The following is a 25829-nucleotide window of genomic DNA, read 5'->3' as shown; positions in this document are numbered from 1 at the left end:
TAGTAGTTAATATATTGAAATTGAATAATTATGTAAAAGTATTTTCCATGGAGATTATTTAGTGTTAAATCAATATAAAATGAAGAAACTAAAAACAATACAACATAAAGTAGCGAGTCCTTTAGTTAACATGGGGCCAATAAAACTGCGACAACCATTGCCAACAGAAGGGATCGAAAATGTAGATCCTTTTTTATTATTACACCATTACGGACCGTATGCAATTAGTGAATTTAACAATCCGTTTGATTTACCACCGCATCCACATCGTGGTTTTGAACCTATTACATTGTTATTTAAAGGCGAGCAATTACATAGAGATTCTTTAGGAAATGAAATGATTGTAAAAGCGGGAGATGTACAATGGACAACGGCTGGAAGAGGAATAATTCATGGAGAAGGACCATCAAAAGAATTTATTAAAAAAGGAGGTGATTTAGAAGGAATCCAATTGTGGTTAAACTTACCAGCGTCAAAAAAAATGATGCCAGCTAATTATCAACATTTAAAAAGTGAATATATCCCTGTAATTGAAAACGATGATGAAACTATTCAGTTAAAAGTTATTGCCGGAGAGCAGGCTAGTAAAAAAGGTTTGATAAAAACGCAAACAGCAGTGAATGTTTTTACGTTAAAAGTTAAAGAATCAGGAAGTGTAGAAATTAATATTCCTGAAGATCATCAGTCGTTAGTTTATTTATTAGATGGGGAAATTCTGATAAATGAATCAACAATATTAAAAAAAGGAGAAATACAAATGGTTGTTTTTAATAAAGACGGAAACTTAATAAAAATTGAAGCAAAAGGTACATCCAACTTGTTGGTACTTTCAGGAGCGCCTATTAAAGAAAAAATAACGCAATACGGACCTTATGTAATGAACACGCAAACCGAAATTATGGAAGCTATGCGTGATTATCAAAAAGGAAAGATGGGTTATTTATATTAATATTTTAGAAAATACTTTTGGTTCTAACAAACACCATTATATACTTGATGAACGCGATAAATATTTAAAACGATGAAAAAAATAATTCACAAAGCAGCCTCTAGAGGTTATGCAGATCATGGTTGGTTAAAGTCTAATCACACGTTTAGTTTTGGAAGTTATCAGGATTTTGAAAGAATGAATTTTGGAATGCTCCGTGTTTTAAATGATGATATTGTACAACCAAAAATGGGCTTTGGTACGCATCCTCATAAGAACATGGAGATTATTTCTATTCCAATGTCAGGTGCATTGTCTCATAAAGATAGTATGAATAACAAGCGTTCGATAGAAGTAGGAGAAGTGCAGGTGATGAGTGCCGGAACAGGAGTAACACATTCTGAATTTAATGATAGTAAAACAGATGAAGTTAATTTTTTACAACTTTGGATTATTCCAGAAATAGAAAATGTAACACCATATTACAATCAAAAAATGTTTGATGCTTCCGGAAGAAAAAATAAATTTCAAACATTAGTATCGCCAAGAAATAAGCAAATAGCAAACTCTTTACCTATAAATCAACAAGGATATATAGCAATGATTGATTTAGATGAAGGTGTTGAAGTTACCTATGAATTAAAAAATGCAGCTTATTTTTTCTTAATAGATGGATCGATTGATATCAATAATGACACATTAGAAACAAGAGATGCAATAGGTATTTATGATGTAGGTGTCGTAACTATTACTGGTAACAAAAACAGTAAATTATTGGTTATTGATGTGCCCATGAATATGTAATAATAATTGAATTTATTTATTCAAAAACCTTAGTTCTCTTTTAAGATCTCTTTAGCAGAAGAAAAGAGGTATAAATATATTAGTTTAATATATCCGTTATAATTTATCCTACTTAACAGATCTTAATATGATAGGATTTATTTATTAATATTTTATGATTTTGTAATTAGTTGTTTTACTTTTTAAGTTCAAAAAATAAACATATATTGCAAAGTATTATGCATGCATAATACTTTTAAATATTCAATTCATGAAATACAAACATATATTTGAGCCATTAGATTTAGGTTTTACAATCTTAAAAAATCGAATTTTAATGGGATCTATGCACACTGGTTTAGAGGAAGAAAAAAACGGAACTGAGAGAATTGCAGCATATTATGCAGAACGTGCTAGAGGAGGAGTAGGATTAATTATTACAGGTGGAATATCACCAAATATTCAAGGTTGGACAGCGCCATTTTCTGCTCGAATGAGCACAAAAAAACATGCAAGAGAACATAAAGTAGTTACAGATGCAGTGCATAAAGAAGGTGGTAAAATTTGCATGCAAATTTTACACTCAGGTCGTTATGGCTATCACCCAGTAACAGTAGCACCGTCAAAAATACAAGCACCAATTAATCCGTTTAAACCGTTTGCTTTAAAACAATCGGGAATTCGTAGAACGGTTAAAGATTTTGTGAACTGTGCAAAACTATCACAAGAAGCTGGTTATGACGGAGTAGAAATTATGGGTTCAGAAGGTTATTTAATTAATCAATTTATTGTAAAAAGAACTAATCAACGAACCGATAACTATGGAGGTAGTTACGAGAACAGAATTCGTTTAGCAGTTGAAATCGTTGAGAAAATTCGTAAAAGTGTAGGTGAAAATTTTATTATCATTTACCGATTATCAATGTTAGATTTGGTTGAACAAGGAAGCTCGTGGGAAGAAGTTGTTCAATTGGGTAAAGAGATTGAAAAGGCAGGAGCTACTATAATTAATACTGGTATTGGTTGGCATGAAGCACGAATTCCTACCATTGCAACATCGGTACCAAGAGCAGCATTTACTTGGGTAACACAAAAAATGAAAGAAGAGTTATCAATTCCGTTGATAACTTCTAACCGTATAAACATGCCAGAAACGGCAGAGAAAGTATTAGCAGAAGGACATGCAGATATGGTTTCTATGGCGCGTCCGTTTTTAGCAGATCCTGAATGGGTAAATAAAGCGAGAGAAGAAAAGGATGATGAAATAAATACCTGTATTGCTTGTAATCAAGCGTGTTTAGATCATGCTTTTCAGAAAAAAGTAGCTAGCTGTTTGGTAAATCCGAGAGCTTGTCATGAAACAGAATTCAATTATAATCCAGCAGAAACAAAGAAAACAATCGCAGTTGTTGGAGCAGGTCCCGCAGGTTTGGCAGCGTCAACCATTGCTGCTCAAAGAGGGCATGAGGTTACACTTTTTGATGCTGATAAAGAAACTGGAGGTCAGTTTAATATTGCAAAACAAATTCCGGGTAAAGAAGAGTTTTATGAAACTATCCGTTATTTTAATAAGCAATTAGAACTGCATAATGTAACTGTAAAATTAAATACAAGGGTATCTGCAGATGATTTAGCAAAAGGTAATTTTGATGAGGTTGTAATTGCAACAGGAATAAAACCTAGAGAGTTAAAAATTAACGGAATTGATCATGAGAAAGTATTAAGTTATATTGATGTCGTTAAATTAAAAAAATCGGTAGGCAAAAGAGTTGCCGTTATTGGTGCAGGAGGAATTGGGTTTGATGTATCAGAATACTTAGCACACGAAGGAGAAAGCACTGCTTTAAATATTGATGCTTGGTTAAAAGAATGGGGAATCGATAAAACTCTTACCGCAAGAAGTGGAATAGAAGGTGTTAAAGCAGCAATACATCCATCACCAAGAGAGATTTTTATGTTCAAACGAAGCAAAGGTAAGTTTGGAGCGAATCTTGGAAAAACAACAGGTTGGATTCATCGTGCAACTTTAAAGAAGAAAAAAGTACAATTTATTAATGAAGTGCAATACACTAAGATTGATGATGAAGGATTGCATTACACTCAAAATGAAGAACAAAAAGTATTAGCAGTTGATCATGTAATTATTTGTGCAGGTCAAGTTCCGTTAAAAGAATTACTAGAGCCTCTAGAAGCCAAAGGAATAAAAACCCATGTAATTGGAGGTGCAGATTTCGCATCAGAGTTAGATGCTAAAAGAGCTATAAATCAAGGCAGTAGGTTGGCTGCAGGAATATAGCTACAAGTAAAATTAAAATATTAAGAATCCTACATCAAGTAGGATTTTTTTGTTGCATAATTAAACAGTATTTTTAGCAAACTAATCAGAAAAAACAAACATGAAATCATTCACAATAAAAGAAATTAACTCATTATTAAAGGGGGAATTAATCGGAGATTGTTCCGAAGAAATTACCGCTCCAGAGCAAATTGAAAAAGCAAAAAAAGGTCAAATTACTTTTATTGGAAATAAGAAATTTGCTCGTTTATGGGATAGTTCTAACGCTAGTGCCGCAATTATTGATGCTAAAATAGAAATTGAACCAGGAGTTGATAAAGCATTTATAAAAGTAACAAATGCGGATCTAGCAATGGCAACATTATTAGAAGCATTTCAAGAAGATGGTCCTCATTTTGAAACTGATATTCATCCAACGGCAGTAATTGATAAAACAGCAAAAATTGCTGCAGGTTGTAAGATTGGTGCTAACACATATGTTGGTAAAAATGTGGTTATATCAGAAGGCGTTATTTTGTATCCGAATGTTTCAGTTTTTGATGATACTACTATTGGTAGTAATACAATCGTTTGGTCGGGTACCGTAATCAGAGAGCGAAGTGTAATTGGTAATGATTGTATTTTTCATGCAAATGTGAGTATTGGAGCAGATGGATTTGGTTACAGACCAAGTGAAAAAGGTTTAACTAAGATTCCACATATAGGAAATGTTATTATCGGAAATCAAGTAGAAATTGGAGCAAATTCTTGTGTAGATAGAGGTAAGTTTAGTTCTACTATATTAGGAGATGGATGTAAGATTGATAATTTAGTGCAAATCGGTCATAACTCTGTGTTAGGTAGATTTTGCATCATGGCAGGAAATAGCGGTTTAGCAGGTTCGGTAACATTAGGTGATGGCGTTGTTATTGGAGGAAGTGCTTCAATAAAAGATCATACAACAATTCATTCAGGTGCAAAGGTAGGAGCAGGATCAGGAGTTATTGCAGATGTTGCCGCAGGAAAAACAGTAGTTGGTTATCCTGCAACAGATGCTCGTGAAATGATGAAACAATGGGTTGCTTTACGTAAGTTAGCAAGAAGTTAAAAAATAAATTTACTTTTAAAAATCTTACTTCTGGTAAGATTTTTTTATGCGAATTATTTAAAGAGAAAATAAATGTCGATATTTGCAGTTCACATTTTTTATAAAGAGTAAATTATGGCAATGAATAAAAATACTGTCCTAGCTTGGGCAACGTTTATAATGATTTTAATAGGTCTTTTACTAGTAGGTTTAGGGGCTTTTAGATATGATGAAGTAGCTGGCTATGGATTTGCAGCAGTAGGTTTAGGTTTCTTTGCAAATGCATGGGTTTTTAATGCATTAAAAGGAAGAGTTTAATTAATAAAAAACAATAAAATGTCAGACGATAAGAAGGTCATTTTTTCAATGAATAAGGTTTCAAAGACCTATCAAAGTACTAATAAACAAGTTTTAAAAGATATTTATTTAAGCTTCTTCTACGGAGCCAAAATTGGTATTTTAGGTTTGAATGGATCGGGTAAATCTACCTTATTAAAAATCATCGCAGGAGTTGAGAAAAATTTCCAAGGAGATGTAACTTTTTCACCAGGATATAAAGTTGGTTATTTAGAGCAAGAGCCTAAATTAGATGATAGTAAAACAGTTATCGAAATTGTAAAAGAAGGTGTTGCAGAAACAGTAGCTATTTTAGAAGAATACAACAAAATCAACGATATGTTTGGTTTAGAAGAAGTGTATTCTGATGCTGATAAGATGGATAAGTTAATGGCGCAACAAGCAGAGCTTCAAGATAAAATTGATGCTTCGAATGCTTGGGAACTAGACACCAAACTAGAAATTGCCATGGACGCATTGCGCACTCCAGATGGTGATACACCAATTAAAAACTTATCAGGAGGGGAAAGAAGAAGAGTTGCTTTATGTAGACTTTTATTACAAGAACCTGAAATTTTATTATTAGATGAACCAACAAACCACTTAGATGCAGAATCTGTTCACTGGTTAGAGCATCATTTAGCACAATATAAAGGAACTGTAATTGCGGTAACGCACGATAGATATTTCTTAGACAATGTTGCAGGTTGGATTTTAGAATTAGACAGAGGTGAAGGAATTCCTTGGAAAGGGAATTACTCTTCTTGGTTAGATCAAAAATCTTCAAGAATGGCACAAGAAAGCAAAACAGCTTCTAAGCGTCAAAAAACATTAGAACGAGAATTAGAATGGGTTCGTCAAGGAGCAAAAGGTCGTCAAACAAAGCAAAAAGCGCGTTTGAAGAACTATGATAAATTGATGAGTCAAGATCAGAAACAAACTGATGAGAAATTAGAAATCTACATTCCTAACGGACCTCGTTTAGGAACCAATGTAATTGAAGCGAGTGGAGTTTCGAAAGCGTTTGGAGATAAATTATTATATGATAATTTAGAATTTAATCTTCCGCAAGCTGGAATTGTTGGAATTATTGGACCAAACGGTGCTGGTAAAACCACCATTTTTAAAATGATTATGGGAGAAGAAACTCCTGATGGCGGAAACTTTAAAGTAGGTGAAACAGCTAAGATTGCTTATGTAGATCAGGCACACTCTAATATCGATCAAGATAAATCTATTTGGGAAAACTTTTCTGAAGGTCAAGATTTAGTAATGATGGGCGGTAAGCAAGTAAATTCTAGAGCTTATTTAAGTCGTTTTAATTTCGGTGGAAGTGAGCAAAATAAAAAGGTTTCTACACTTTCTGGTGGTGAGCGTAATCGTTTGCATTTAGCGATGACTTTAAAAGAAGAAGGAAACGTTTTATTATTAGATGAGCCAACAAACGATTTAGATGTAAATACTTTAAGAGCCTTAGAAGAAGGTTTAGAGAATTTTGCTGGTTGTGCGGTTGTTATTAGTCACGATAGGTGGTTTTTAGACAGAATTTGTACACACATTTTAGCTTTTGAAGGAAACAGTGAAGTATATTTCTTTGAAGGTGGTTTCTCTGAATATGAAGAAAATAAGAAGAAACGTTTAGGTGGAGATTTAATGCCGAAACGTATTAAATATAGAAAGCTAATTAGATAATTACTTACTATATTTTATTATAAAAAACAAAAACTCGAAGCTAGCATACTTCGAGTTTTTTCTTTCCTTTTCATTTAACAATTCTCCCACCAATAATAAAAACTGTTTAGTAGATAGTTTTTCATAGTTTGTGTTTTATGTTAAAGAATTGTTAACTGCAATAAATGTGCCAAAAAACAATAATATTTATTACAAATACATAAAAAGTTTATAAATAGTGTTTATTTTTAACATTTAAGAAGTGTATTTTGTATTGTTGCTAAAGGTTTTAAACTAAGAGTAAGTGCTCTATTTAATATTTTAAAATAGTTTTATTAAAAATGATAAAGAAAAAGTATCAAAATAGTATAAAGATTTTAAGTGTTTTATTACTATTATTAATAGGAGTAAATTTTTATATATCAACTAAGGTAGAAAAATTTCTTTTAAAAAAATCGATTGAAAATAAAATTACATTTACAGGTAATGTATCAACAAATGTATTGTTTGGTAATGTATCAGTAAACAATATTGTAATTAAAAAGGGTAGTTTAGAGGTAGAAGTAGAAAGTGTATTATTAAAAGGTTTTTCATATTACTCATATTTTAAAAACAAAAAAATATCAGCAGATTTAGTACAGTTAAATACATTAGAACTTCAAGGAAAACTATTAAAAGATATTGTAAATAAATCAACAAAAGGCAGTACTAAAACGAATGCGACAGAAATAGAAATAGGTGCTGTAGAAGTAAATGGTTTAAAAGTAGATGTTATTGATTTAAAGAATAATTTTCTTAAAGTAGAGGAAGTTGTATTAAAAGTTACGGAAGTTAAATATGATACATCTCTAAAAAACGCTATTCCTTTTTTGTATAAAGAAATGTTTGTGTCTGTAAATAATTTTGAAAGAAAAACTTCAGAAACGCAAGCTTTTAAAATAGGTAATTTATCTTTTGAAAATTCAAAACTTACAATTGATAGTCTAGAAATAGTACCGTTAAAATCTAGAAAAAATTATATATACCATGTTGCTTATGAAACAGACTTATTAAGTCTTTTTATAAAAAAAATTAATATCCCTGAATTAAAAGTTATTAATAAAGAGAAATTATTTTTTGAAGCAAAACAGTTATTTATAGATGAAGGTGATTTTAATGTATACTTAAATGGAACAGTTTTAGAGGATGCAAATGAACGAAAAGACTTATACAGTAAAAGTTTACGAGAGTTGCCGTTTGAACTTAAATTAGACACGGTAAAAATTAGTAATAGTAAAATTGTATATGAAGAGTTAGCGGATGTTGAAAGAAAAGCCGGACTTATTAGTTTTCATAAAATAAATGCAACTATAAGTAACTTATTAAACATAAAAGTAAAAGATAGTTTTCCTACAACTAAAGTAATAATAAACTGTAGTTTTATGAATACATCTCCTTTAGAAATTGATTGGAGGTTTAATGTAGGTAGTTTAAATGATGCTTTTCAAATTAAAGGAAAGTTAGGAGCAGTGTATTCAGATAAAATAAATTCATTTATAAAACCAAATTTAAATGTAGAGTTAGATGGAGAAATTTCAAAATTATTTTTTAATTTCTATGGAAATGATACTGAGTCTAATGGAGATTTTGCAATTCAGTATAAAGGATTAAAAGTAAAAGTATTAAATAAAGATAGACAAATAAAAAAATTAGTGTCTTGGATTACTAGTTTAATAGTGAAAAACTCCTCTAAAGATGGTATAGAAAAAGTGAAAATTTTAAAACTTGAGCGAAATAAAACTCGTTCTTTTTGGAACTTTTTATGGGAGAATATTAAAGAGTCTTTGAAGAAAATTTTACTATAAAAAAACCTCACCAAATAGGTGAGGTTTAAGCAGTGTAAACTTATATTTTTTCTTTCTAACTATGAAAAGCAGCGTTATGTGCTAAATCTCCAGCACAACTATTACATTTACCAGCGGCATCTCCACCTCCTGCACATCCATTAGCACAAGTATAGTGGTATTGGCCAGCAGCGTTTGGTCCGGCAGCCGTTGGTGCTACAGGAGTAGACATTGGTGTTGTAACGGGTGTTTGTGGTGTGTTATGAAAAGCTTGGTTATGAGCAAGCGCTGTGTTACAAACCGGGCAAGCACCTTGAGCGCTTGAGCTTCCTCCTTTACATTTCTTAGGGCATATATAATGTGCACCACCTACAACATTAGTAGCGGAATTATTCATGCTTGGAAGTACAGGAACAGGACGTTCGTTAAAAGGAACGTTTAAAGGATGTGTAGCAGCTTTTTTTTCATCCGTTTTACAAGAATAAAAACATACTACTAACAATGCGAATATAGGGATCAATTTTTTCATCCTCAAAGATAAAAAAAAAACCTCGCCTAATAAATAGGAGAGGTTTCATTTATATAAACTTTAAGAGTTTTATAAGTGAATTACTTCATCATAAGCATCAGCAACAGCTTCCATCACTGCTTCACTCATTGTTGGGTGTGGGTGGATAGTTTTTAATACTTCATGACCTGTAGTTTCTAACTTACGGCCTAAAACAGCTTCAGCAATCATATCGGTAACACCAGCACCAATCATATGGCAACCTAACCATTCACCATACTTAGCATCAAAAATTACTTTTACAAAACCATCAGGAGTTCCAGCTGCAGTAGCTTTACCAGAGGCAGAGAAAGGAAATTTACCAACTTTTAATTCGTAACCAGCTTCTTTTGCTTGCTCTTCTGTGAATCCAACAGAAGCAATTTCTGGAGTAGCGTATGTACAACCAGGAATGTTTCCGTAATCGATAGCTTCAGTATGTACACCAGCTAATTTTTCAACCAAAGTAATTCCTTCGGCAGAAGCAACGTGTGCTAATGCAGGTCCAGGAGTAACATCTCCAATAGCATAATAACCAGGAATGTTAGTTTGATACCAGTCGTTTACTAAAATTTTATCTCTATCAGTTATAATACCAACATCTTCTAAACCGATGTTTTCAATATTCGTTTTAATTCCAACAGCCGATAATAAAATATCTGCTTCTAAAGTTACTTCTCCTTTTTTAGTTTTAACGTTCGCTTTTACGCCGTCACCAGAAGTATCAACAGATTCTACAGAAGAACTTGTCATTACTTTAATTCCAGCTTTTTTGAAAGAACGTTCCATTTGCTTAGAAACATCTTTATCTTCAACAGGAACAATATTTGGCATAAACTCTACAACAGTAACCTCAGTTCCCATTGAGTTGTAAAAATGCGCAAATTCAACACCAATAGCACCAGAACCTACAACTATCATAGATTTTGGTTGGCTTGGTAAGCTCATTGCTTCACGATATCCAATTACTTTTTTACCATCTTGTGGTAAATTAGGTAATACTCTAGAGCGAGCACCAGTAGCGATAATAATATTATCAGCGCTATATTCAGTTATAGTTCCGTCTTCGGCAGTAACATCAACTTTTTTACCAGTTTTAATTTTACCAAAACCGTTAATAATATCAATTTTGTTTTTCTTCATTAAAAAAGAAACACCTTTACTCATTCCTTCAGCAACACCACGACTACGTTTAATAACAGCTTCGAAATCTTTATCGATTGCTTCTGCCTTTAAACCATATTGGTCTACATGTTTTAAATAATCATAAACCTGAGCAGATTTTAACAATGCTTTTGTAGGAATACATCCCCAGTTTAAGCAAATTCCACCTAAGCTTTCTTTTTCAATTACTCCAACCTTAAATCCTAATTGAGATGCTCTAATAGCAGTTACATAACCTCCAGGACCACTTCCGATTATTAATACGTCGTATTTCATGTCGTTTATTTTTACTTGTTGTTTGTTTATTCGTTTTTATTTATGTCATCTCGAGTGATTTTATTTTTAAAATCATATCGATAAGTTGGGCGTTCGAGCGGGCTTTCACTACTCGCTTTTTTAGTTTTGTTCTCGATACAAATTTATTCATTCTTCATAAATTTACTCGAACTGACAACTAAAAAGAGCTCAAACACACCATTCAATCCCTAACGCGTTTACTTGTTAATTATCTACATTCTCTCAGGAACCTGAATTCCTAATAAGTTAAATGCTGATTTTATAGTATCGGCTACCTTTTTAGATAACTGAACTCTAAATACTTTTTTATCTTGATTCTCTTCTCCTAAAATGTGTACGTTTTGGTAAAAAGAATTGAATTCTTTTACTAATTCATACGTGTAATTAGCAATTACAGCTGGTGAATAATTCTTCGCAGCTTGCTGAATTATCTCAGGATATAATTCTAATTGTTTTATTAATTCTTTTTCTTTAGGGTGTAATTCTATCTCGGCTGCGCTCGATATGACATTGTAGTCGAAATCTGCTTTTCTTAAAATAGATTGAATTCTAGCATAGGTATATTGAATAAAAGGTCCTGTATTTCCTTGAAAATCTACCGATGCTTTTGGGTCAAACAAAATACGCTTTTTAGGATCTACTTTTAAAATAAAATATTTTAAAGCACCTAAACCGATAACTCTGTATAGTTCCTCTTTTTCTTCATCAGAATACCCTTCTAACTTTCCTAATTCTTGCGAAATAGTTCTTGCTGTTCCAGTCATTTCATCCATCAAGTCATCAGCATCTACAACAGTTCCTTCACGAGACTTCATTTTTCCAGAAGGTAAATCTACCATTCCGTAACTTAAATGATGTAACTGTTCTGCCCAAGAGTATCCTAATTTTTTTAAGATTAAGAACAATACTTTAAAGTGATAATCTTGTTCGTTACCAACAGTGTATACCATTCCGCCAACATCAGGCATGTCTTTAGAACGTTGTATAGCAGTACCAATATCTTGTGTCATGTAAACTGCTGTTCCGTCAGAACGCAATACTAGTTTTTCGTCTAAACCCTCGTCAGTTAAATCACACCAAACAGAACCATCTTCTTTTTTAAAGAAAACGCCACTTTTTAAGCCTTCATCAATAACATCTTTACCCAATAAATAGGTGTTACTTTCGTAGTATAACTTGTCAAAATCTACTCCAATACTTTTATAAGTAACATCAAATCCTTCATAAACCCAACTGTTCATTTCTTTCCACAAGTCAACTACTTGTTTATCTCCAGCTTCCCATTTACGCAACATTTGCTGTGCTTCAATAAATAAAGGTGCTTGTTTTTTAGCATCATCTTCAGAAATTCCTGAAGTAACTAAAGTTGCTATTTCTTTTTTATATTCTTGATCGAATTTTACGTAGTAATTACCAACTAATTTATCACCTTTTAATCCGGTAGACTCAGGAGTTTCTCCGTTTCCGAATTTTTCCCAAGCTAACATCGATTTACAAATATGAATTCCGCGATCGTTTATAATTTGTGTTTTGTATACTTTTTTACCTGATGCTTTTAAAATTTCAGCAACCGAATATCCTAATAATACATTACGAACATGCCCTAAATGTAAAGGTTTGTTGGTGTTTGGTGATGAATATTCAACCATACGAGAAGAATCATCCGCCGAAGGCGAAACAAATCCGTAAGTAGTATCTGTAGCTATTTTATTAAAGAAATCAGTATAAAAACTATTTTCAATTACTAAGTTTAAGAAACCTTTTACCACATTAAAATTAGTAATTTCAGTAACGTTTTCAACTAAATAAGCACCTAAATCGTTACCTATCTGAACAGGGTTTCCTTTTTTATACCTTAAAAGAGGAAAAACCACCACGGTGATATCTCCTTCAAAATCTTTACGAGTTGCTTGAAATTCTACTGTAGGAATTTCAATATTATATAAGGCTAAAAATCCTTCTTTTACTTTGGTTTCTATTAAGGTTTGTATGCTCATTAGTTGTTGAAAATTGAAGTGCAAAATTACATAATTTATTTGGATGATATTTAAACTGATTATAACAATTTATATGGTTAGTTTTGCAGTAAGTTTTGTCTTTAATATTTCTGAATATTATTTCAGGTAATTATTTGTTAATTAACAGTATCGAAACTTCTTCTTAAAATAAAAATTATGGATAAAGATTTAGAGAATTTAGAAAAGTTAGCAGCAGACGTAGAAAAGCAAAATAAAAAATACTTTGCCACCATAAAAAAGCGAGTACCTAAAAATTTTGATGTTGTAGTACAAGATATACATGAGAAGGAATTTGCAAAAACAGATTGTTTAGATTGTGGTAATTGTTGTAAAACTACAAGTCCGATTTTCACTGATAAAGATACAGAGCGTATTTCTAAGCATTTAAAAATGAAGGTTCGTGATTTTGAAGCGCAATATTTAGAGCGTGATTCTGATAATTTTATGGTGTTAAAAACAGCGCCATGTTCATTTTTAGATGAAAGTGATAATTCATGTTTTATTTATGATGTACGTCCGAAAGCATGTTCAGAGTATCCACATACAAACCGTAAGAAATTTATTCAAATAGCAGATTTAACAATAGCAAATACAGCTATTTGCCCTGCAACATATAGAATTGTTGAAGAACTTAAAAAACGTTTACCAGTTAGATCTAACGAGAAAATAAAAAGATTAGGTTAGTATTTTTTTCTTATTTTTAGAAAAATATTTTAACATTGGAAACCCTTATTCATTATTTTGAGACGATACCGTCTAGTCATCGAAGTTTAATTTTAGTTGGCGGAATTACTTTTTTCTGGTTATTAGAAGGAGCGATTCCTTTATTTGGATTTAAATATAGTAAGTGGAAACACGCTTTTCCTAATTTGTTTTTTACAGCAACTACCATTGTAATTAATTTTGCGCTTGCTTTTTTGTTGCTAAAAACTGCAGACTGGGTACAAGTAAATAATTTCGGATTGATTAATTGGTTGCCAGAAATTCCTTTATGGCTATATGTAGTTTTAGGCGTATTGTTTTTAGATTTCTTCGGAGCATATTTAGCACATTTAACCGAACATAAGATTCCAAAACTTTGGATGGTGCATTTGGTGCATCATACCGATCATGAGGTGGATACAACTACGGCGAACCGTCATCATCCTTTAGAAAGTGTAATTCGTTTTAGTTTTACTTTGGTTGGTGTTTTCTTGGTAGGAACTCCAATAGCAATTATAATGTTATATCAATCAATGTCGTTAATTTTTACACAGTTAACACACGCAAATATAAAGATGCCAAAAAAGCTTGATAAAATATTGAGTTATATTATTGTATCACCTGATATGCATAAGATTCATCATCATAATATGTTGCCTTATACCGATTCTAATTATGGAAATATTTTTTCTATATGGGATCGCTTATTCGGTACGTATATGGAGCTCGATAGAGAGAAAATTGTATACGGAGTAGATACTTTTCCAGATGCTGAAAAAAATGCCAGTTTAAAAGAGTTATTAAAACAACCTTTTGCAGGTTATAGAAAACCAACTAACTTATAACAGTAAAACTAATTACCGTCTACAAAAATAGTTTCTAAGTTTTTTATATAAGTATTCATTTTTACATTTGTTAAATTGGTAAGAATAGCGATTGTTATTTCTTCTTCCGGATAAATTAATAAGTAAGAAGAAGCTCCAATTCCGCCACCAGAATGACTTAGCTTTAGAGAATTGTTTTTTGTTTTTGAAATACTAATTCCAATCCCGTAATTAGTTTTTTTACCGTCGTTTGTTTTGTTAGATTTTGTTATTTCTAGTAAAGATTTTTTACTTATTATTTTGGGATTGATAAATTCAGATCCTAACAAAACCAAATCTTCTGATGTTGATAAAAAACCACCACCAGCAGCTTTATATAGATTGTTTACTTTTGGACCTATAATAACTTTATCTCTTCGTTTTATGTAAAAATTTGTAAGGCTATTAACTTTATAATTTGCAGATTCTGCAAAAGTATGATTCATTTTTAAAGGATTAAAAATTTCTTTATACATGAACTCAAAAAAATCATTATTTGAAGATTCTTGTATAACAACGCTTAATAAATTAAAGCCATAAGTACTGTATTTAAATCTAGTCCCTGGTTTAAACAAAAGGGCTGAGTTTTTAAATACATCTAATCCTTTTGTTATCGACATTTTTTTGTTGATTAAAAACTCATTTCCATTATAATGTCTAATTCCGGCCATATGTCCTCCAATTTGCCTGAGTGTAAAGTCATATTTTTTTCGAGGGAAATAGGGAGCATATTTGTACAAACTCTCGTTAAGTTTTATTTTATTTAGGTCAATAAGTTTGGCTAAACCGATTGATGTTATAGTTTTAGATATACTAGCAACTCTAAATAGTGTAGAGTTTGAAGAGACCTTCTTTTTATTTTCTAAATCAGCATAACCAAAACCTTGAGACCAAATATTAACACCCTTTTTTGCAATTGTTATACTAAGCCCGGGTATATTTTGATTAAGTATAAGTTTTTTAGTAATATTTGTTGCAGTAGTTATTTGTTTTTTTAGTTGAGCATTTGATATGCTAAAAGAAAACGAAACCACAAATAATAGTAGTTTAACAGATAATTTCATAGTTATTCAATTTTGTTTATCAAATCTAAAATATATTTTCCACGAGCTTTACAACCTTTACTTTCATGAATAATTTTAGTTCTTATTAAGTGTTGTAATTCGGTATGGACCCAATCTTTTTGTAATCCGAATAAATATAAAAAATTCATAGTATAAGCACGTACTGCTATTTTTTGATCCGTAATCAACCAATCAAATCCAACTTCAATAATTGTATCTATATGCTTTTGTGTTACTATAATTTGTGTTTCGTTTTCCTTTTTAGAAGTATATGCGTTTGCCAAATGTTCACAAATTTTAGCACAAGGTCGCACAGCACTATCATAATATACTCTCGATATATTATCAACAAAATTAGTAACGTAAGGATGTATATATTCAATTCCGTGATGCGTACAAATCCATTCTAACACCCAAGCGGCCTTAATAGATATTTTATTATTTACATCAAAAGTTAAATCAACTAATTGTTTTATTAAATTTGGTTGTGCCAGTACAATATTAGCAGCCTTATTTCTGTTTACCCTAGCAGGATTTTTCATATCATTTAAAACAGAAATTAAAAAATCAATACTCATATTGGTACGGTTTGTGTATTTTTGGTTTTAGTAAATCATCAAATTAAGTAAAAAAATTATCAATGCTAAATATAAAGAGGATATTTTCAACAGTACTTTTATTATCAGTTTTTTTTGTGGTTTCTGTAGAAGCTCAGAAATTAAATAAATTAGATGTAAACGGAAAAAGAACTGGGGTTTGGAAAAAGAATTATGATAATGGGAAAATTCGTTATTCAGGTACTTTTAAAAACGGAAAAGAAATAGGAGTTTTTAAATTTTACAATATCACATCATCTACCATACCAACAATTATAAAAACGTTTGTTAATGATACAGCAGATGTTAAATTTTACAATCAACTAGGTAAACTAAAAAGCGAGGGTAAAATGATAGGTAAAAAGCGTATTGGTAAATGGGTTTATTATTTTTCTAACGGGAAAATTTTTTCTGAGGAAGAATATAAAGATGGAAAACTAGATGGAAATCTTAAAAATTATTACCCTAACGGAAATCTAACACAAGAAACATTTTATAAGCAAGGTGAAAAAGATGGAGTTTCTAAAACGTATACTGATTCTGCAATTTTAATAGAAGAGGTGTTTTATGTAAACGGAATGTTAGAAGGTGAAGGTAAGTATTTTGATTTAAAAGGAGTTATAAAAGAAAAGGGTGTCTATAAAAACGGAAAAAGAGTAGGTAAGTGGGAGTTTTATATGGACGGTGAAATCGTTGATAAAAGGAAAAAAGAAAAACTATCTGACTTAAAAAATAAGAATTAATAGTTATCAATTAAATTGATGATTCTATTAGTTTTATCCATTATATAAACAGAAACTTATTCGTAAATTTGTAGCTCATAAAAGTAAAGAATGAAAAGAGTAGTAGTAGGACTTTCGGGAGGTGTAGATAGTAGTGTAACCGCTTATTTATTAAAAGAACAAGGGTACGAAGTAATTGGTTTGTTTATGAAAAACTGGCATGATGATTCGGTAACTATATCTGATGAATGCCCTTGGTTAGAAGATAGCAATGATGCAATGATTGTTGCAGATAAATTAGGAATTCCTTTTCAAACAGTAGATTTAAGCGATCAATACAAAGAACGTATTGTAGATTATATGTTTAATGAATACGAAAAAGGACGTACACCAAATCCGGATGTTTTATGTAACCGAGAAATTAAGTTTGATGTTTTTATGGACATTGCTTTAAGTCTTGGTGCCGATTATGTGGCAACCGGTCATTATTGTAGAAAAGATGAAGAAGTTATTGATGGTAAGCCTATTTATAAACTTTTAGGAGGAAAAGATAATAATAAAGATCAATCGTATTTTCTATGCCAATTATCGCAAGAACAATTATCTAAAGCAATGTTTCCTATTGGTGAATTAACAAAGCCAGAAGTAAGAGAAATAGCTAAAAAAGCAGATTTAATTACTGCGGATAAAAAAGATTCTCAGGGATTATGCTTTATAGGTAAAGTTCGTTTACCTGATTTTTTACAACAAAAATTAGAACCTAAAGAAGGAGTAATTGTACAAATTCCTTCAGATTTTGAACAATATACGCGTCCAATTCCGAAGTTTAAAAACAAAGAAGCAGAACTAAGTTATTTTTCAACAAAATTCTCTTATAATAAAGAGGACGGAAAAACAGTTGGGAAACATCAAGGAGCGCACTATTTTACAAAAGGACAACGTAAAGGTTTAAATGTTGGGGGTACCAAAGAAGCTTTGTATGTTATTGAAACCGATGTAAACGAAAATGTAATTTATACAGGTGAAGGCAAAAATCACCAAGGTTTATATCGTAATGTATTATTTGTGTCGAATAAAGAATTACATTGGGTTCGTGAAGATTTAGCTTTAAAACCAGGCAAAACCTTGGAAGTTGAAGCTCGAATTCGTTACCGTCAGAAATTAGAAAAAGCAACGCTTCATAAAGTTGAAAATGGATTGTATGTTGAGTTTGAAAACAAGCAATCTGCTATTCAAGAAGGGCAATTTGTAGCTTGGTATATAAACGAAGAGCTTTTAGGTTCGGGAGTTATTTCTTAAAAGATATCATAAAGAAGAAAATAAAAATATGAAAAAAGGATTGCTATTATTAATCTTATTAGTGAGTTTTAAAGGTTATTCTCAAAAAGATTCTATTGTTAATTATTTAGATAAAAAAGGAAAGATAACAAAGGATAAGGAGATAGCTAGATCTTTTGAAATAATAACAAAGAAATCAGATTCTTTGTGGTTTGTTAGAAAATTTAGAAGAAGCGGAAAGTTATATAATTATACCTATTATAAATCAAAAGATAAAAAAAATAAGATTGGCGAGTCGGTTAATTTTAACAAGTATGGGAAAATGACTTCTTTATTATATTACAATAATAAAGGAGAAAAACATGGAAAAGAAACACGTTGGTTTGACAATGGAAATAAGAATATAGAAGCCTTATATTTAAAAGGAAATAAAGAAGGAGTTTGGAAATTATATCATTATAATGGAACAATTGCCAGTAGAGGTGTTTTTAAGAATGATTCCCTATTAAAGTCTACTTTCTATAATTTACAAGGAAATAAAATTGATTTTAAATACGTTAATTTTAAGATTAAAAAACCAACATTTAAAGGTGGAAATAAAAAATATATTGATAAACTTAAAAAGTTAATAAGAAATATAGACTTTAAGGTTAAAGGAAAAGTCAACGTTTATTATGTAATAGATACTAAAGGAAGGATTAAAGATGTTACTATAGATGAGGAACTTCCCACCAAATTAAAGGAACAAATAACCACTTTTTTTGAAAATATTGAAGGTTGGATTCCTGCAACACATTTAAATAGAACAATTCCATTTAATTTTTCTCAACCATTAAACTTTAGAGGTTAAAATGCAAAACAAAATCACACAACTTTTTAATATTAAATACCCAATTATTCAAGGAGGAATGATTTGGGTTTCTGGATGGAAATTAGCGTCTGCTGTTTCTAATGCAGGCGGATTAGGTTTAATAGGTGCAGGATCTATGTATCCAGATGTTTTACGTGAACATATTCAAAAATGTAAAAAAGCAACAGATAAACCTTTTGGTGTAAATGTACCAATGTTATATCCTGATATTGAAAAAATCATGGATATTATTATTGAAGAAGGTGTTAAAATCGTTTTTACATCCGCAGGGAATCCTAAAACGTGGACTTCTTATTTAAAAGAAAAAGGAATTACGGTTGTACATGTTGTAAGTTCTGTAAAGTTTGCTTTAAAAGCCGAAGCTGCTGGAGTAGATGCTGTGGTTTGTGAAGGTTTTGAAGCTGGTGGACATAACGGACGCGAAGAAACTACTACGCTTACCTTAATACCAATGGTAAAGCAAGAAGTTAAAATACCTGTGATTTCTGCAGGAGGAATAGGATCGGGTAGAGGAATGTTAGCAGCGATGGTTTTAGGAGCAGACGGTGTACAAATTGGTAGTCGTTTTGCGGCAACTATAGAGTCTTCAGCACACGATAACTTTAAGAAAAAAATTGTTGATGTTAAAGACGGAGGAACGCAATTAACATTAAAGGAATTAGCACCAGTTCGTTTGGTTAAAAACAAGTTTTTCAATCAGGTTGAGGAGTTGTACGCTAATAATCCATCATTAGATGATATAAAAGAATTATTAGGACGTGCAAGAGCCAAAAAAGGAATGTTTGAAGGTGATTTAGAAGATGGAGAATTAGAAATTGGACAAATAGCAGGAATTATAAATGAAATAAAGTCAGCTAAAGAGGTTATCGAAGAGATAGTGACAGAATACGAAGAGATTAAATTATCAATAAACAATTTATAATTAGTTAAATTTATAAAAATAAAAAAAGGAAGCTCTAGAGCTTCCTTTTTTTATTTTATAAAATGCATGTTTTAGTAATTTACATAATCTACAATTTCTAATCCGTAACCAATCATACCAACACGTTTGGTTTGTTTTGTGTTAGAAACTAAACGCAATTTATGCAAGTGTAAATCGTGTAATATTTGTGCTCCAATACCAAAATCTTTGTTATCCATCACAACATTAGGAGCCTTCATTTCACCATTAGCTTGGTTGTCTTTTAAACCTCTTAAACGGTTTAATAAGTTTAAAGCTTGATTTTCTTGATTGATAAAAACAATAGCACCTTTACCTTCTTCATTAATGACATTAAACATTTGATCTAGTTTTTTGTCAGCATTGTTGGTTAGAGTACCAAGAATATCATTGTTAATTAAAGTTGAATTAATTCGGGTTAACACAGCATCATCTTTTGTCCAATTACCTTTCGTTAAAGCGATATGGATTTGTTTATTGGTAGTTTGTTGATAAGCTCTTAAACGAAAATCACCAAAACGAGTTTGTATATTAAAATCCTCTTTCTTTTCAATTAAAGAATCATGTTCCATTCTGTACGCCACTAAATCTTCAATAGAAACAATTTTTAGGTCGAATTTTTTGGCTACTTTTAATAGCTGCGGTAAACGAGCCATCGTACCATCTTCATTCATGATTTCTACAATAACACCTGCTGGTTTTAAACCGGCTAAACGTGCAAAATCAATTGCAGCTTCGGTATGACCGGTTCTTCTTAAAACACCTCCGTTTTTTGCTTTTAAAGGAAAAATATGTCCTGGACGAGCAAGATCGAAAGGTTTCGTATCAGCATCAACTAGAGCTTTAATTGTTTTAGATCTATCGGCAGCAGAAATACCGGTGGTAACACCTTTTCCTCTTAAATCTACAGAAACGGTGAAAGCAGTTTCTAAAGGATCTGTATTGTTGTTAACCATCATATTTAACTCCAGTTCTTTACAACGATCTTCGGTAAGTGGTGTACAAATTAAACCTCTACCGTGTGTTGCCATGAAGTTAACCATCTCTGGAGTAATTTTTTCGGCCGCAGCTAAAAAATCACCTTCATTTTCGCGATCTTCATCGTCTACAACAATTATAACTTTTCCGTCTCTAATATCTTGTATGGCCTCTTCAATTGTATGTAATTGAATTTTAGTTGCTGTTTGTGTTGTCATTGTTATGTTGTTTTCTCTTTTTAGAGAATAGGTTTTTAAATAAATTGACAAGCGGACTGATAAAGGTTTTAAAATCGAACAAACCTTTGTCTTTACTTGCTCTAATCGTTAATGTTATAGCCAAAGGTAGCATTAAAAATACACTTAGCCAAGAGCCTGTTATAGCTGTTACAGAGCTTTCTTCAGCTAGGTTTCGTCCAAAAGTATTTGTAAAAAAATAAAGAACATATATACCAATGGCTAAAATCATGGGTAACCCCATTCCTCCTTTTCGTATGATAGAACCTAGTGGTGCCCCTATAAAGAAAAGTAATAGGCAAGAAAGTGAAAAAGCAACTCTGTTGTAAAATTCAATATCATATAAGTTAAGATATTTTCTTCTTCTTTTTAGTGTTTCTTTACTGGATTTATAATTATTTAAGCTACGTTTAATTTTCGAGTTTGCAGTATTTATTATATTTTGTTTTTCTCTAACCTCAAAATTTTTAAGTATATCAGACGAAAGTTCTTTATTAACTAAAGAGTCTGGATATGAATGTAAATCTTCAATATCAATACTTAAAAATAAATTTTTAGATCGACTAGTAATAAAAGCGTCATAGTTTTTTTTTAGGGTAGGCAGCGTATCTTTAAGTTGTGCTAAACTTAACATGTTGTATTGCCTTGTGTATTTTTCTTCACCAATATCATCTTCACTAAAAGAAGAGATGTCTATATTAATAGTGTATTCATCAAAATAAGCATGAGAAGCAGGCATTTTTTGCTTTTCCTTAAATGTCATACCGTTACTAATATGATGCTCAAAATAATATCCCTCTTCTAAAATTAGGGTCATATATCTGCTTCCTTCTTCAGAAATTATTCTTCCTCTTTTCGCTGTTATAATTTTATTATTTCCTTTTTTAGCAGATAAATCATAAATCATTACTTGTTTAAGAAGGTTGTTTTCTTCACCATACTTTTCTTCAAATTTAATTTGAAAGTTTGGTAATTCGGTATTAAAACTTCCAGCGACTAGAGCAATTGCAGGTTGTTTCTTCTTAATATTTACCTTCATGTTTAGTTGTTTTAACATTGCATACGGATATACATTGTTTAAAAACACAAAGTTTACAGCACTTAAAAAAATAGTTAAAAACATTAAAGGTCGCACCATTCTAGGTAACGAAATACCAGCGGATTTTGCCGCTGCAAACTCATAGTTTTCAGATAAGCCTCCTAAAGTCATAATAGAAGAAAGTAAAACTCCAATAGGTAAAGCTTGCGGTGCCATAAGTAGCATTGTGTACCAAAGAAATTTTAAGATAATAACAAGGCTAATTCCTTTACCTGCAAAATTATCAAAAGCAAGCCATAGAGCTTGCATTACTAATACGAATAGTATTATTAAGAATGTTGCGAAAAAAGGCTGTAAGAAGCTTTTTAAAATATATTTGTCTAATGTTTTCACAGTAGCAAAGGTAGTGGGTTAGATGAATAAAAGAGTATAAATTTTGTTAATGATTTTTACAATCATTAACAAAATTTATACTTTGAGTTTAATCGATAAAGTATCCTTGTTTTAGGAACTTTTCTTTATCGAATGAAAATAGATTTTTAGAAATAGGTTGATTACTTTTAAACTTAGTTATTGTAAAAGTTGTTTCAGCTCCGTTGGAACCTATTTGAACTAATTTATAAATATGCTTTGTTTTTGCATCTATACCTAATTGAACTTTTATAATATCAGAATTACTATCAATAGGCGTTAGGTTTACAAACTGTACTTTACGGCCGTTGTTGTTTTCTAGTTTTCCCATAGAAAAAGTATAGCCTTCTTTATAAAAAGTTAATAGTTTAGATGGATAAATAAATCCGTCTTCTTCTTCTAAATCTCCATTAGATATATTTACTTCTTTTTCTTCTTTATTGATTACAACTAATTTTCTACCATCAAAAACAAAGTTATTTCCCAAATAATCTAAATTGTATTTTTCGCCAGATAGTGTAATTACTCCACGTATAGGAGGATCGTTTGTTATACCAGCTTCTTTATTTATTAAAGAAGAGTTAAAACCAATAAGCATGTTATTGTAAGCGCCCATTTTGCTAGAAACTTCATCTAACAACTGTTTAGCCTGCGTAGAAGTGTTTTGACCAATGGTGGTTACACTAATAAATAATCCAATAAATAATAATGCTAGTTTTCTCATTTTATATCTTTTTTCCGTTACGGGAATATTTTTATAACTATTAATTTTTTTCGTTTTCTAGTAATTGTTCTAAAGCAACAAAATCAGGAACTAGAACTTGCCTAGCTTTGCTTCCTTCAAAAGGTCCCACAATACCAGCAGCTTCTAGTTGATCTATTATTCTACCAGCTCTATTGTATCCTAATTTTAATTTACGTTGCAATAAAGATGCCGAACCTTGTTGTGCTGTAACAATAACTTCGGCAGCACTTTTAAACAATTTATCCCTGTCTTCAATGTCTATATCAACATTTGTGCCACCTTCTTCACCTACATATTCAGGTAGTAAATGGGCATCAGGATATGCACGCTGTGAGCCAATAAAGTCTGTTATTTTTTCAACTTCAGGCGTATCAACAAAAGCACACTGAATTCGGTTTAAGTCATTTCCTGCGGTATATAATAAATCTCCACGACCAATTAATTGATCTGCTCCACCAGCATCTAAAATTGTTCTAGAATCTATTTTAGAAGTTACTCTAAACGCTATTCTTGCAGGGAAATTTGCTTTAATAATACCTGTAATTACATTTACAGAAGGTCTTTGTGTAGCCACAATTAAATGAATTCCTATGGCACGTGCTAATTGTGCTAAACGAGCAATTGGTGTTTCTACCTCCTTACCAGCAGTCATAATTAAATCAGCAAATTCATCAATTACCAAAACGATATATGGTAAAAATTGATGTCCGTCATTCGGATTTAACTTACGTGCTTTAAACTTCGTATTGTATTCTTTGATATTACGAACCATGGCGTTTTTAAGCAAGTCGTAACGGTTGTCCATCTCTATACATAAAGAGTTCAATGTGTTTACAACTTTGGCAGTGTCGGTAATAATAGCCTCTTCACTGTCAGGTAATTTTGCCAAATAATGACGCTCAATTTTATTAAACAATGTTAATTCTACTTTCTTCGGATCTACCAAAACAAACTTAACTTCTGCAGGATGTTTTTTGTATAATAAAGAAGTTAAAACAGCATTTAAACCAACTGACTTTCCTTGACCTGTTGCACCTGCCATTAACAAGTGTGGCATTTTAGCTAAATCGACAACAAAGGTTTCATTAGAAATTGTTTTACCCAAGGCTATAGGAAGCTCCATTTGAGATTCTTGAAATTTCTTTGATGCAATAACAGAATGCATAGAAACAATTGTCGATTTTTTATTCGGAACCTCAATACCAATAGTTCCTTTACCAGGAATAGGTGCGATAATACGAATACCTAAAGCAGAAAGAGATAAGGCAATATCATCTTCTAAATTCTTTATTTTCGAAATTCGAATACCGGCTTCAGGAACAATTTCATATAATGTAATTGTTGGTCCTACGGTTGCTTTAATTTGTTCAATACCAATTTTATAGTTCTTAAGTGTTTCTACAATTCGGTTTTTGTTAGCCTCAAGTTCTTCCGGATCTATAGAAATAGTTTCGTTATATTCTTTTAATAAATTAAAGGTTGGGAATTTGAAGTTTCCTAAATCTAATGTGGGATCAAATTCACCAAAATCTTTAACTAATTTATCAGATAAGTTTTCAGCAACACTTTTTTCTTCAGAATTTTGTTCAATAGCAATCTCAATCTCTTTTTTTGTTTCTTCGGATACTTTTACTAAAGGTTCGTTCTTTAAAGCTACATTTAAAGTAATCTCTTCTCCTTCTTCTTTTGGTTCTGTAGTGGTTTTTACTCCAGAATGTTTAGAAATAGTAGGCTGCAAGTTTTCTACAGATAATTCAAATCCAGACTTTGGCTCTGTAGCTTTCGCTTTAAGAGGTTCTTTAACAATATCTTGATTAACGATTGTTGTGTCTACTATTTTGTTTTCTTTTGCAGCTTTTACTTTCTCGCTGATTTTTTCAGGAGTAATACTAAAACGAATAATTAAATAAGCAATCAAAAAGAAAAACAATAAAATGCTTAATCCTGTTTTTCCTAAGAATGTTTGTAAGTATTCATTTAATTCAAAACCAATAACACCAGATAAAAGTGCATTCTTTTTTTCTACAAATCCTAATGAAATAGATAACCAAAGCATTATTAATAAACCCCAATTCCATGAAATTATGATTCTTTTTAAATTGGTTTGAAGTAAGATTCTTGCTCCCGTTAAAAATAGCGTAACAGGTATAATAAAAGCACCTAAACCAAAGCCCTTATAAATAAAAAAGTTGCTTAGTTTAGCTCCTATTTTGCCTAATAGATTTTTAGTAGGAATTGCTTTATTAGAGAACTGTGATAAAGCACTTTGATCTTCTTGCCAAGAGAAGAAAAAAGAGATAAATGCAACAGTTAAAAATATTGAAAAAAGCACCAAAAAAGCACCTAAAATAGTTTGGTTGTGTTTGTTAGAAAAAAAGGAATATACTTTTTTTAACGAATTACTTTTAGGTTGTTTCTTTTGAGTGGTTGTCTTTTTTTTTGCCATGTATTTAGG

22 protein-coding genes are annotated in these 25829 nt (G+C 31.2%); 13 read left to right on the top strand and 9 right to left on the bottom strand.

Annotated elements, in window-relative coordinates; all coding sequences use genetic code 11:
* The first annotated feature begins 79 nt into the window (after nt 1–79).
* The 7 genes from H0I30_RS03115 (at nt 80) to H0I30_RS03085 (ending at nt 8924) form a co-directional block, all read left to right on the top strand.
* Nucleotides 80–949, top strand: coding sequence for a pirin family protein (locus H0I30_RS03115; protein WP_218772857.1), 870 nt, complete (start codon nt 80–82; stop codon nt 947–949).
* A gap of 72 nt (nt 950–1021) precedes the next feature.
* Nucleotides 1022–1732, top strand: a complete 711-nt coding sequence (locus tag H0I30_RS03110) for a pirin family protein (protein ID WP_218772856.1) — start codon at nt 1022–1024, stop codon at nt 1730–1732.
* A gap of 250 nt (nt 1733–1982) precedes the next feature.
* A complete protein-coding gene (locus H0I30_RS03105) occupies nt 1983–4007 on the top strand; it encodes an NADPH-dependent 2,4-dienoyl-CoA reductase (RefSeq protein WP_218772855.1) in 2025 nt (674 codons plus the stop codon).
* 100 nt (nt 4008–4107) lie between these two features.
* Nucleotides 4108–5094, top strand: a complete 987-nt coding sequence (lpxD, locus tag H0I30_RS03100; protein ID WP_218772854.1) for a UDP-3-O-(3-hydroxymyristoyl)glucosamine N-acyltransferase — start codon at nt 4108–4110, stop codon at nt 5092–5094.
* 114 nt (nt 5095–5208) lie between these two features.
* On the top strand, nt 5209–5391 hold the full coding sequence (locus tag H0I30_RS03095; RefSeq protein ID WP_218772853.1) for a CAL67264 family membrane protein: 183 nt from the start codon (nt 5209–5211) through the stop codon (nt 5389–5391).
* Between the two features lie 18 nt (nt 5392–5409).
* Nucleotides 5410–7101, top strand: coding sequence for an energy-dependent translational throttle protein EttA (gene ettA / locus H0I30_RS03090; protein WP_218772852.1), 1692 nt, complete (start codon nt 5410–5412; stop codon nt 7099–7101).
* A 320-nt stretch (nt 7102–7421) separates the two neighbouring features.
* Nucleotides 7422–8924: a hypothetical protein gene (locus H0I30_RS03085; RefSeq protein WP_218772851.1), complete on the top strand. Its 1503-nt coding sequence runs from the start codon at nt 7422–7424 to the stop codon at nt 8922–8924.
* Nucleotides 8925–8979: 55 nt separating this feature from the next.
* On the opposite strand, the gene H0I30_RS03080 is transcribed toward H0I30_RS03085, so the two are convergent.
* The 3 genes from H0I30_RS03080 to argS form a co-directional block, all read right to left on the bottom strand.
* The gene (locus H0I30_RS03080; RefSeq protein WP_218772850.1) at nt 8980–9432 is read right to left on the bottom strand and encodes a heavy metal-binding domain-containing protein; all 453 of its coding nucleotides are present in this window, start codon (nt 9430–9432) and stop codon (nt 8980–8982) included.
* A gap of 69 nt (nt 9433–9501) precedes the next feature.
* A complete protein-coding gene (gene lpdA / locus H0I30_RS03075) occupies nt 9502–10890 on the bottom strand; it encodes a dihydrolipoyl dehydrogenase (RefSeq protein WP_218772849.1) in 1389 nt (462 codons plus the stop codon).
* A 233-nt stretch (nt 10891–11123) separates the two neighbouring features.
* Nucleotides 11124–12908 carry an arginine--tRNA ligase gene (gene argS, locus H0I30_RS03070; protein ID WP_218772848.1) on the bottom strand — a complete coding sequence of 595 codons (1785 nt, stop codon included), beginning with the start codon at nt 12906–12908 and terminating at the stop codon, nt 11124–11126.
* A 177-nt stretch (nt 12909–13085) separates the two neighbouring features.
* On the opposite strand from argS, the gene H0I30_RS03065 reads away from it, so the two are divergent.
* Both H0I30_RS03065 and H0I30_RS03060 read left to right on the top strand, forming a co-directional pair.
* A complete protein-coding gene (locus tag H0I30_RS03065) occupies nt 13086–13613 on the top strand; it encodes a YkgJ family cysteine cluster protein (RefSeq protein ID WP_218772847.1) in 528 nt (175 codons plus the stop codon).
* A gap of 35 nt (nt 13614–13648) precedes the next feature.
* Nucleotides 13649–14476, top strand: coding sequence for a sterol desaturase family protein (locus H0I30_RS03060; protein WP_218772846.1), 828 nt, complete (start codon nt 13649–13651; stop codon nt 14474–14476).
* Between the two features lie 8 nt (nt 14477–14484).
* Here H0I30_RS03060 and H0I30_RS03055 read toward each other — a convergent pair whose 3' ends face one another.
* Complete coding sequence (locus H0I30_RS03055) at nt 14485–15558, bottom strand: serine hydrolase (RefSeq protein WP_218772845.1); 1074 nt, start codon at nt 15556–15558, stop codon at nt 14485–14487.
* A 2-nt stretch (nt 15559–15560) separates the two neighbouring features.
* Entirely contained in the window at nt 15561–16136 is a 576-nt protein-coding gene (locus tag H0I30_RS03050; RefSeq protein ID WP_218772844.1) for an adenylosuccinate lyase, read from the bottom strand.
* Nucleotides 16137–16198: 62 nt separating this feature from the next.
* Between H0I30_RS03050 and H0I30_RS03045 the strand changes: the two genes are divergently transcribed.
* From H0I30_RS03045 to H0I30_RS03030, 4 genes are all read left to right on the top strand, one after another.
* A complete protein-coding gene (locus tag H0I30_RS03045) occupies nt 16199–16897 on the top strand; it encodes a toxin-antitoxin system YwqK family antitoxin (protein WP_218772843.1) in 699 nt (232 codons plus the stop codon).
* A 90-nt stretch (nt 16898–16987) separates the two neighbouring features.
* The gene (mnmA, locus tag H0I30_RS03040; protein ID WP_218772842.1) at nt 16988–18175 is read left to right on the top strand and encodes a tRNA 2-thiouridine(34) synthase MnmA; all 1188 of its coding nucleotides are present in this window, start codon (nt 16988–16990) and stop codon (nt 18173–18175) included.
* A 28-nt stretch (nt 18176–18203) separates the two neighbouring features.
* On the top strand, nt 18204–19004 hold the full coding sequence (locus H0I30_RS03035) for a toxin-antitoxin system YwqK family antitoxin (RefSeq protein ID WP_218772841.1): 801 nt from the start codon (nt 18204–18206) through the stop codon (nt 19002–19004).
* A 1-nt stretch (nt 19005) separates the two neighbouring features.
* Complete coding sequence (locus H0I30_RS03030; protein ID WP_218772840.1) at nt 19006–19947, top strand: nitronate monooxygenase family protein; 942 nt, start codon at nt 19006–19008, stop codon at nt 19945–19947.
* 71 nt (nt 19948–20018) lie between these two features.
* Here the strand turns inward: H0I30_RS03030 and ribB are convergent, their stop codons facing one another.
* From ribB to H0I30_RS03010, 4 genes are all read right to left on the bottom strand, one after another.
* Nucleotides 20019–21161, bottom strand: coding sequence for a 3,4-dihydroxy-2-butanone-4-phosphate synthase (ribB, locus tag H0I30_RS03025; protein WP_218772839.1), 1143 nt, complete (start codon nt 21159–21161; stop codon nt 20019–20021).
* Nucleotides 21139–22611, bottom strand: coding sequence for an LptF/LptG family permease (locus H0I30_RS03020; protein WP_218772838.1), 1473 nt, complete (start codon nt 22609–22611; stop codon nt 21139–21141). Before H0I30_RS03020 ends, ribB begins: the two co-directional genes overlap by 23 nt.
* Nucleotides 22612–22699: 88 nt before the next feature.
* On the bottom strand, nt 22700–23353 hold the full coding sequence (locus H0I30_RS03015) for an outer membrane lipoprotein carrier protein LolA (protein ID WP_218772837.1): 654 nt from the start codon (nt 23351–23353) through the stop codon (nt 22700–22702).
* 40 nt (nt 23354–23393) lie between these two features.
* Nucleotides 23394–25820, bottom strand: a complete 2427-nt coding sequence (locus tag H0I30_RS03010) for a DNA translocase FtsK (RefSeq protein ID WP_218772836.1) — start codon at nt 25818–25820, stop codon at nt 23394–23396.
* Nucleotides 25821–25829: the final 9 nt, after the last annotated feature.

Source organism: Tenacibaculum sp. AHE14PA (genome assembly GCF_019278465.1).
GTDB classification, from domain to species: Bacteria; Bacteroidota; Bacteroidia; order Flavobacteriales; family Flavobacteriaceae; genus Polaribacter; species Polaribacter bernardetii.
The sequence above is the reverse complement of the archived record's forward strand: the minus strand, read 5'-3'. Positions and strand labels throughout refer to the sequence as shown.

Excerpts from the sequence above, each read along its gene's own strand:
- H0I30_RS03115 (WP_218772857.1), top strand. The coding sequence starts at position 80 with ATGAAGAAACTAAAAACAATACAACATAAAGTAGCGAGTCCTTTAGTT.
- H0I30_RS03110 (WP_218772856.1), top strand. The coding sequence starts at position 1,022 with ATGAAAAAAATAATTCACAAAGCAGCCTCTAGAGGTTATGCAGATCAT.
- H0I30_RS03105 (WP_218772855.1), top strand. The coding sequence starts at position 1,983 with ATGAAATACAAACATATATTTGAGCCATTAGATTTAGGTTTTACAATC.
- lpxD (WP_218772854.1), top strand. The coding sequence starts at position 4,108 with ATGAAATCATTCACAATAAAAGAAATTAACTCATTATTAAAGGGGGAA.
- H0I30_RS03095 (WP_218772853.1), top strand. The coding sequence starts at position 5,209 with ATGGCAATGAATAAAAATACTGTCCTAGCTTGGGCAACGTTTATAATG.
- ettA (WP_218772852.1), top strand. The coding sequence starts at position 5,410 with ATGTCAGACGATAAGAAGGTCATTTTTTCAATGAATAAGGTTTCAAAG.
- H0I30_RS03085 (WP_218772851.1), top strand. The coding sequence starts at position 7,422 with ATGATAAAGAAAAAGTATCAAAATAGTATAAAGATTTTAAGTGTTTTA.
- H0I30_RS03080 (WP_218772850.1), bottom strand. The coding sequence starts at position 9,432 with ATGAAAAAATTGATCCCTATATTCGCATTGTTAGTAGTATGTTTTTAT.
- lpdA (WP_218772849.1), bottom strand. The coding sequence starts at position 10,890 with ATGAAATACGACGTATTAATAATCGGAAGTGGTCCTGGAGGTTATGTA.
- argS (WP_218772848.1), bottom strand. The coding sequence starts at position 12,908 with ATGAGCATACAAACCTTAATAGAAACCAAAGTAAAAGAAGGATTTTTA.
- H0I30_RS03065 (WP_218772847.1), top strand. The coding sequence starts at position 13,086 with ATGGATAAAGATTTAGAGAATTTAGAAAAGTTAGCAGCAGACGTAGAA.
- H0I30_RS03055 (WP_218772845.1), bottom strand. The coding sequence starts at position 15,558 with ATGAAATTATCTGTTAAACTACTATTATTTGTGGTTTCGTTTTCTTTT.
- H0I30_RS03050 (WP_218772844.1), bottom strand. The coding sequence starts at position 16,136 with ATGAGTATTGATTTTTTAATTTCTGTTTTAAATGATATGAAAAATCCT.
- H0I30_RS03045 (WP_218772843.1), top strand. The coding sequence starts at position 16,199 with ATGCTAAATATAAAGAGGATATTTTCAACAGTACTTTTATTATCAGTT.
- mnmA (WP_218772842.1), top strand. The coding sequence starts at position 16,988 with ATGAAAAGAGTAGTAGTAGGACTTTCGGGAGGTGTAGATAGTAGTGTA.
- H0I30_RS03035 (WP_218772841.1), top strand. The coding sequence starts at position 18,204 with ATGAAAAAAGGATTGCTATTATTAATCTTATTAGTGAGTTTTAAAGGT.
- H0I30_RS03030 (WP_218772840.1), top strand. The coding sequence starts at position 19,006 with ATGCAAAACAAAATCACACAACTTTTTAATATTAAATACCCAATTATT.
- ribB (WP_218772839.1), bottom strand. The coding sequence starts at position 21,161 with ATGACAACACAAACAGCAACTAAAATTCAATTACATACAATTGAAGAG.
- H0I30_RS03015 (WP_218772837.1), bottom strand. The coding sequence starts at position 23,353 with ATGAGAAAACTAGCATTATTATTTATTGGATTATTTATTAGTGTAACC.
- H0I30_RS03010 (WP_218772836.1), bottom strand. The coding sequence starts at position 25,820 with ATGGCAAAAAAAAAGACAACCACTCAAAAGAAACAACCTAAAAGTAAT.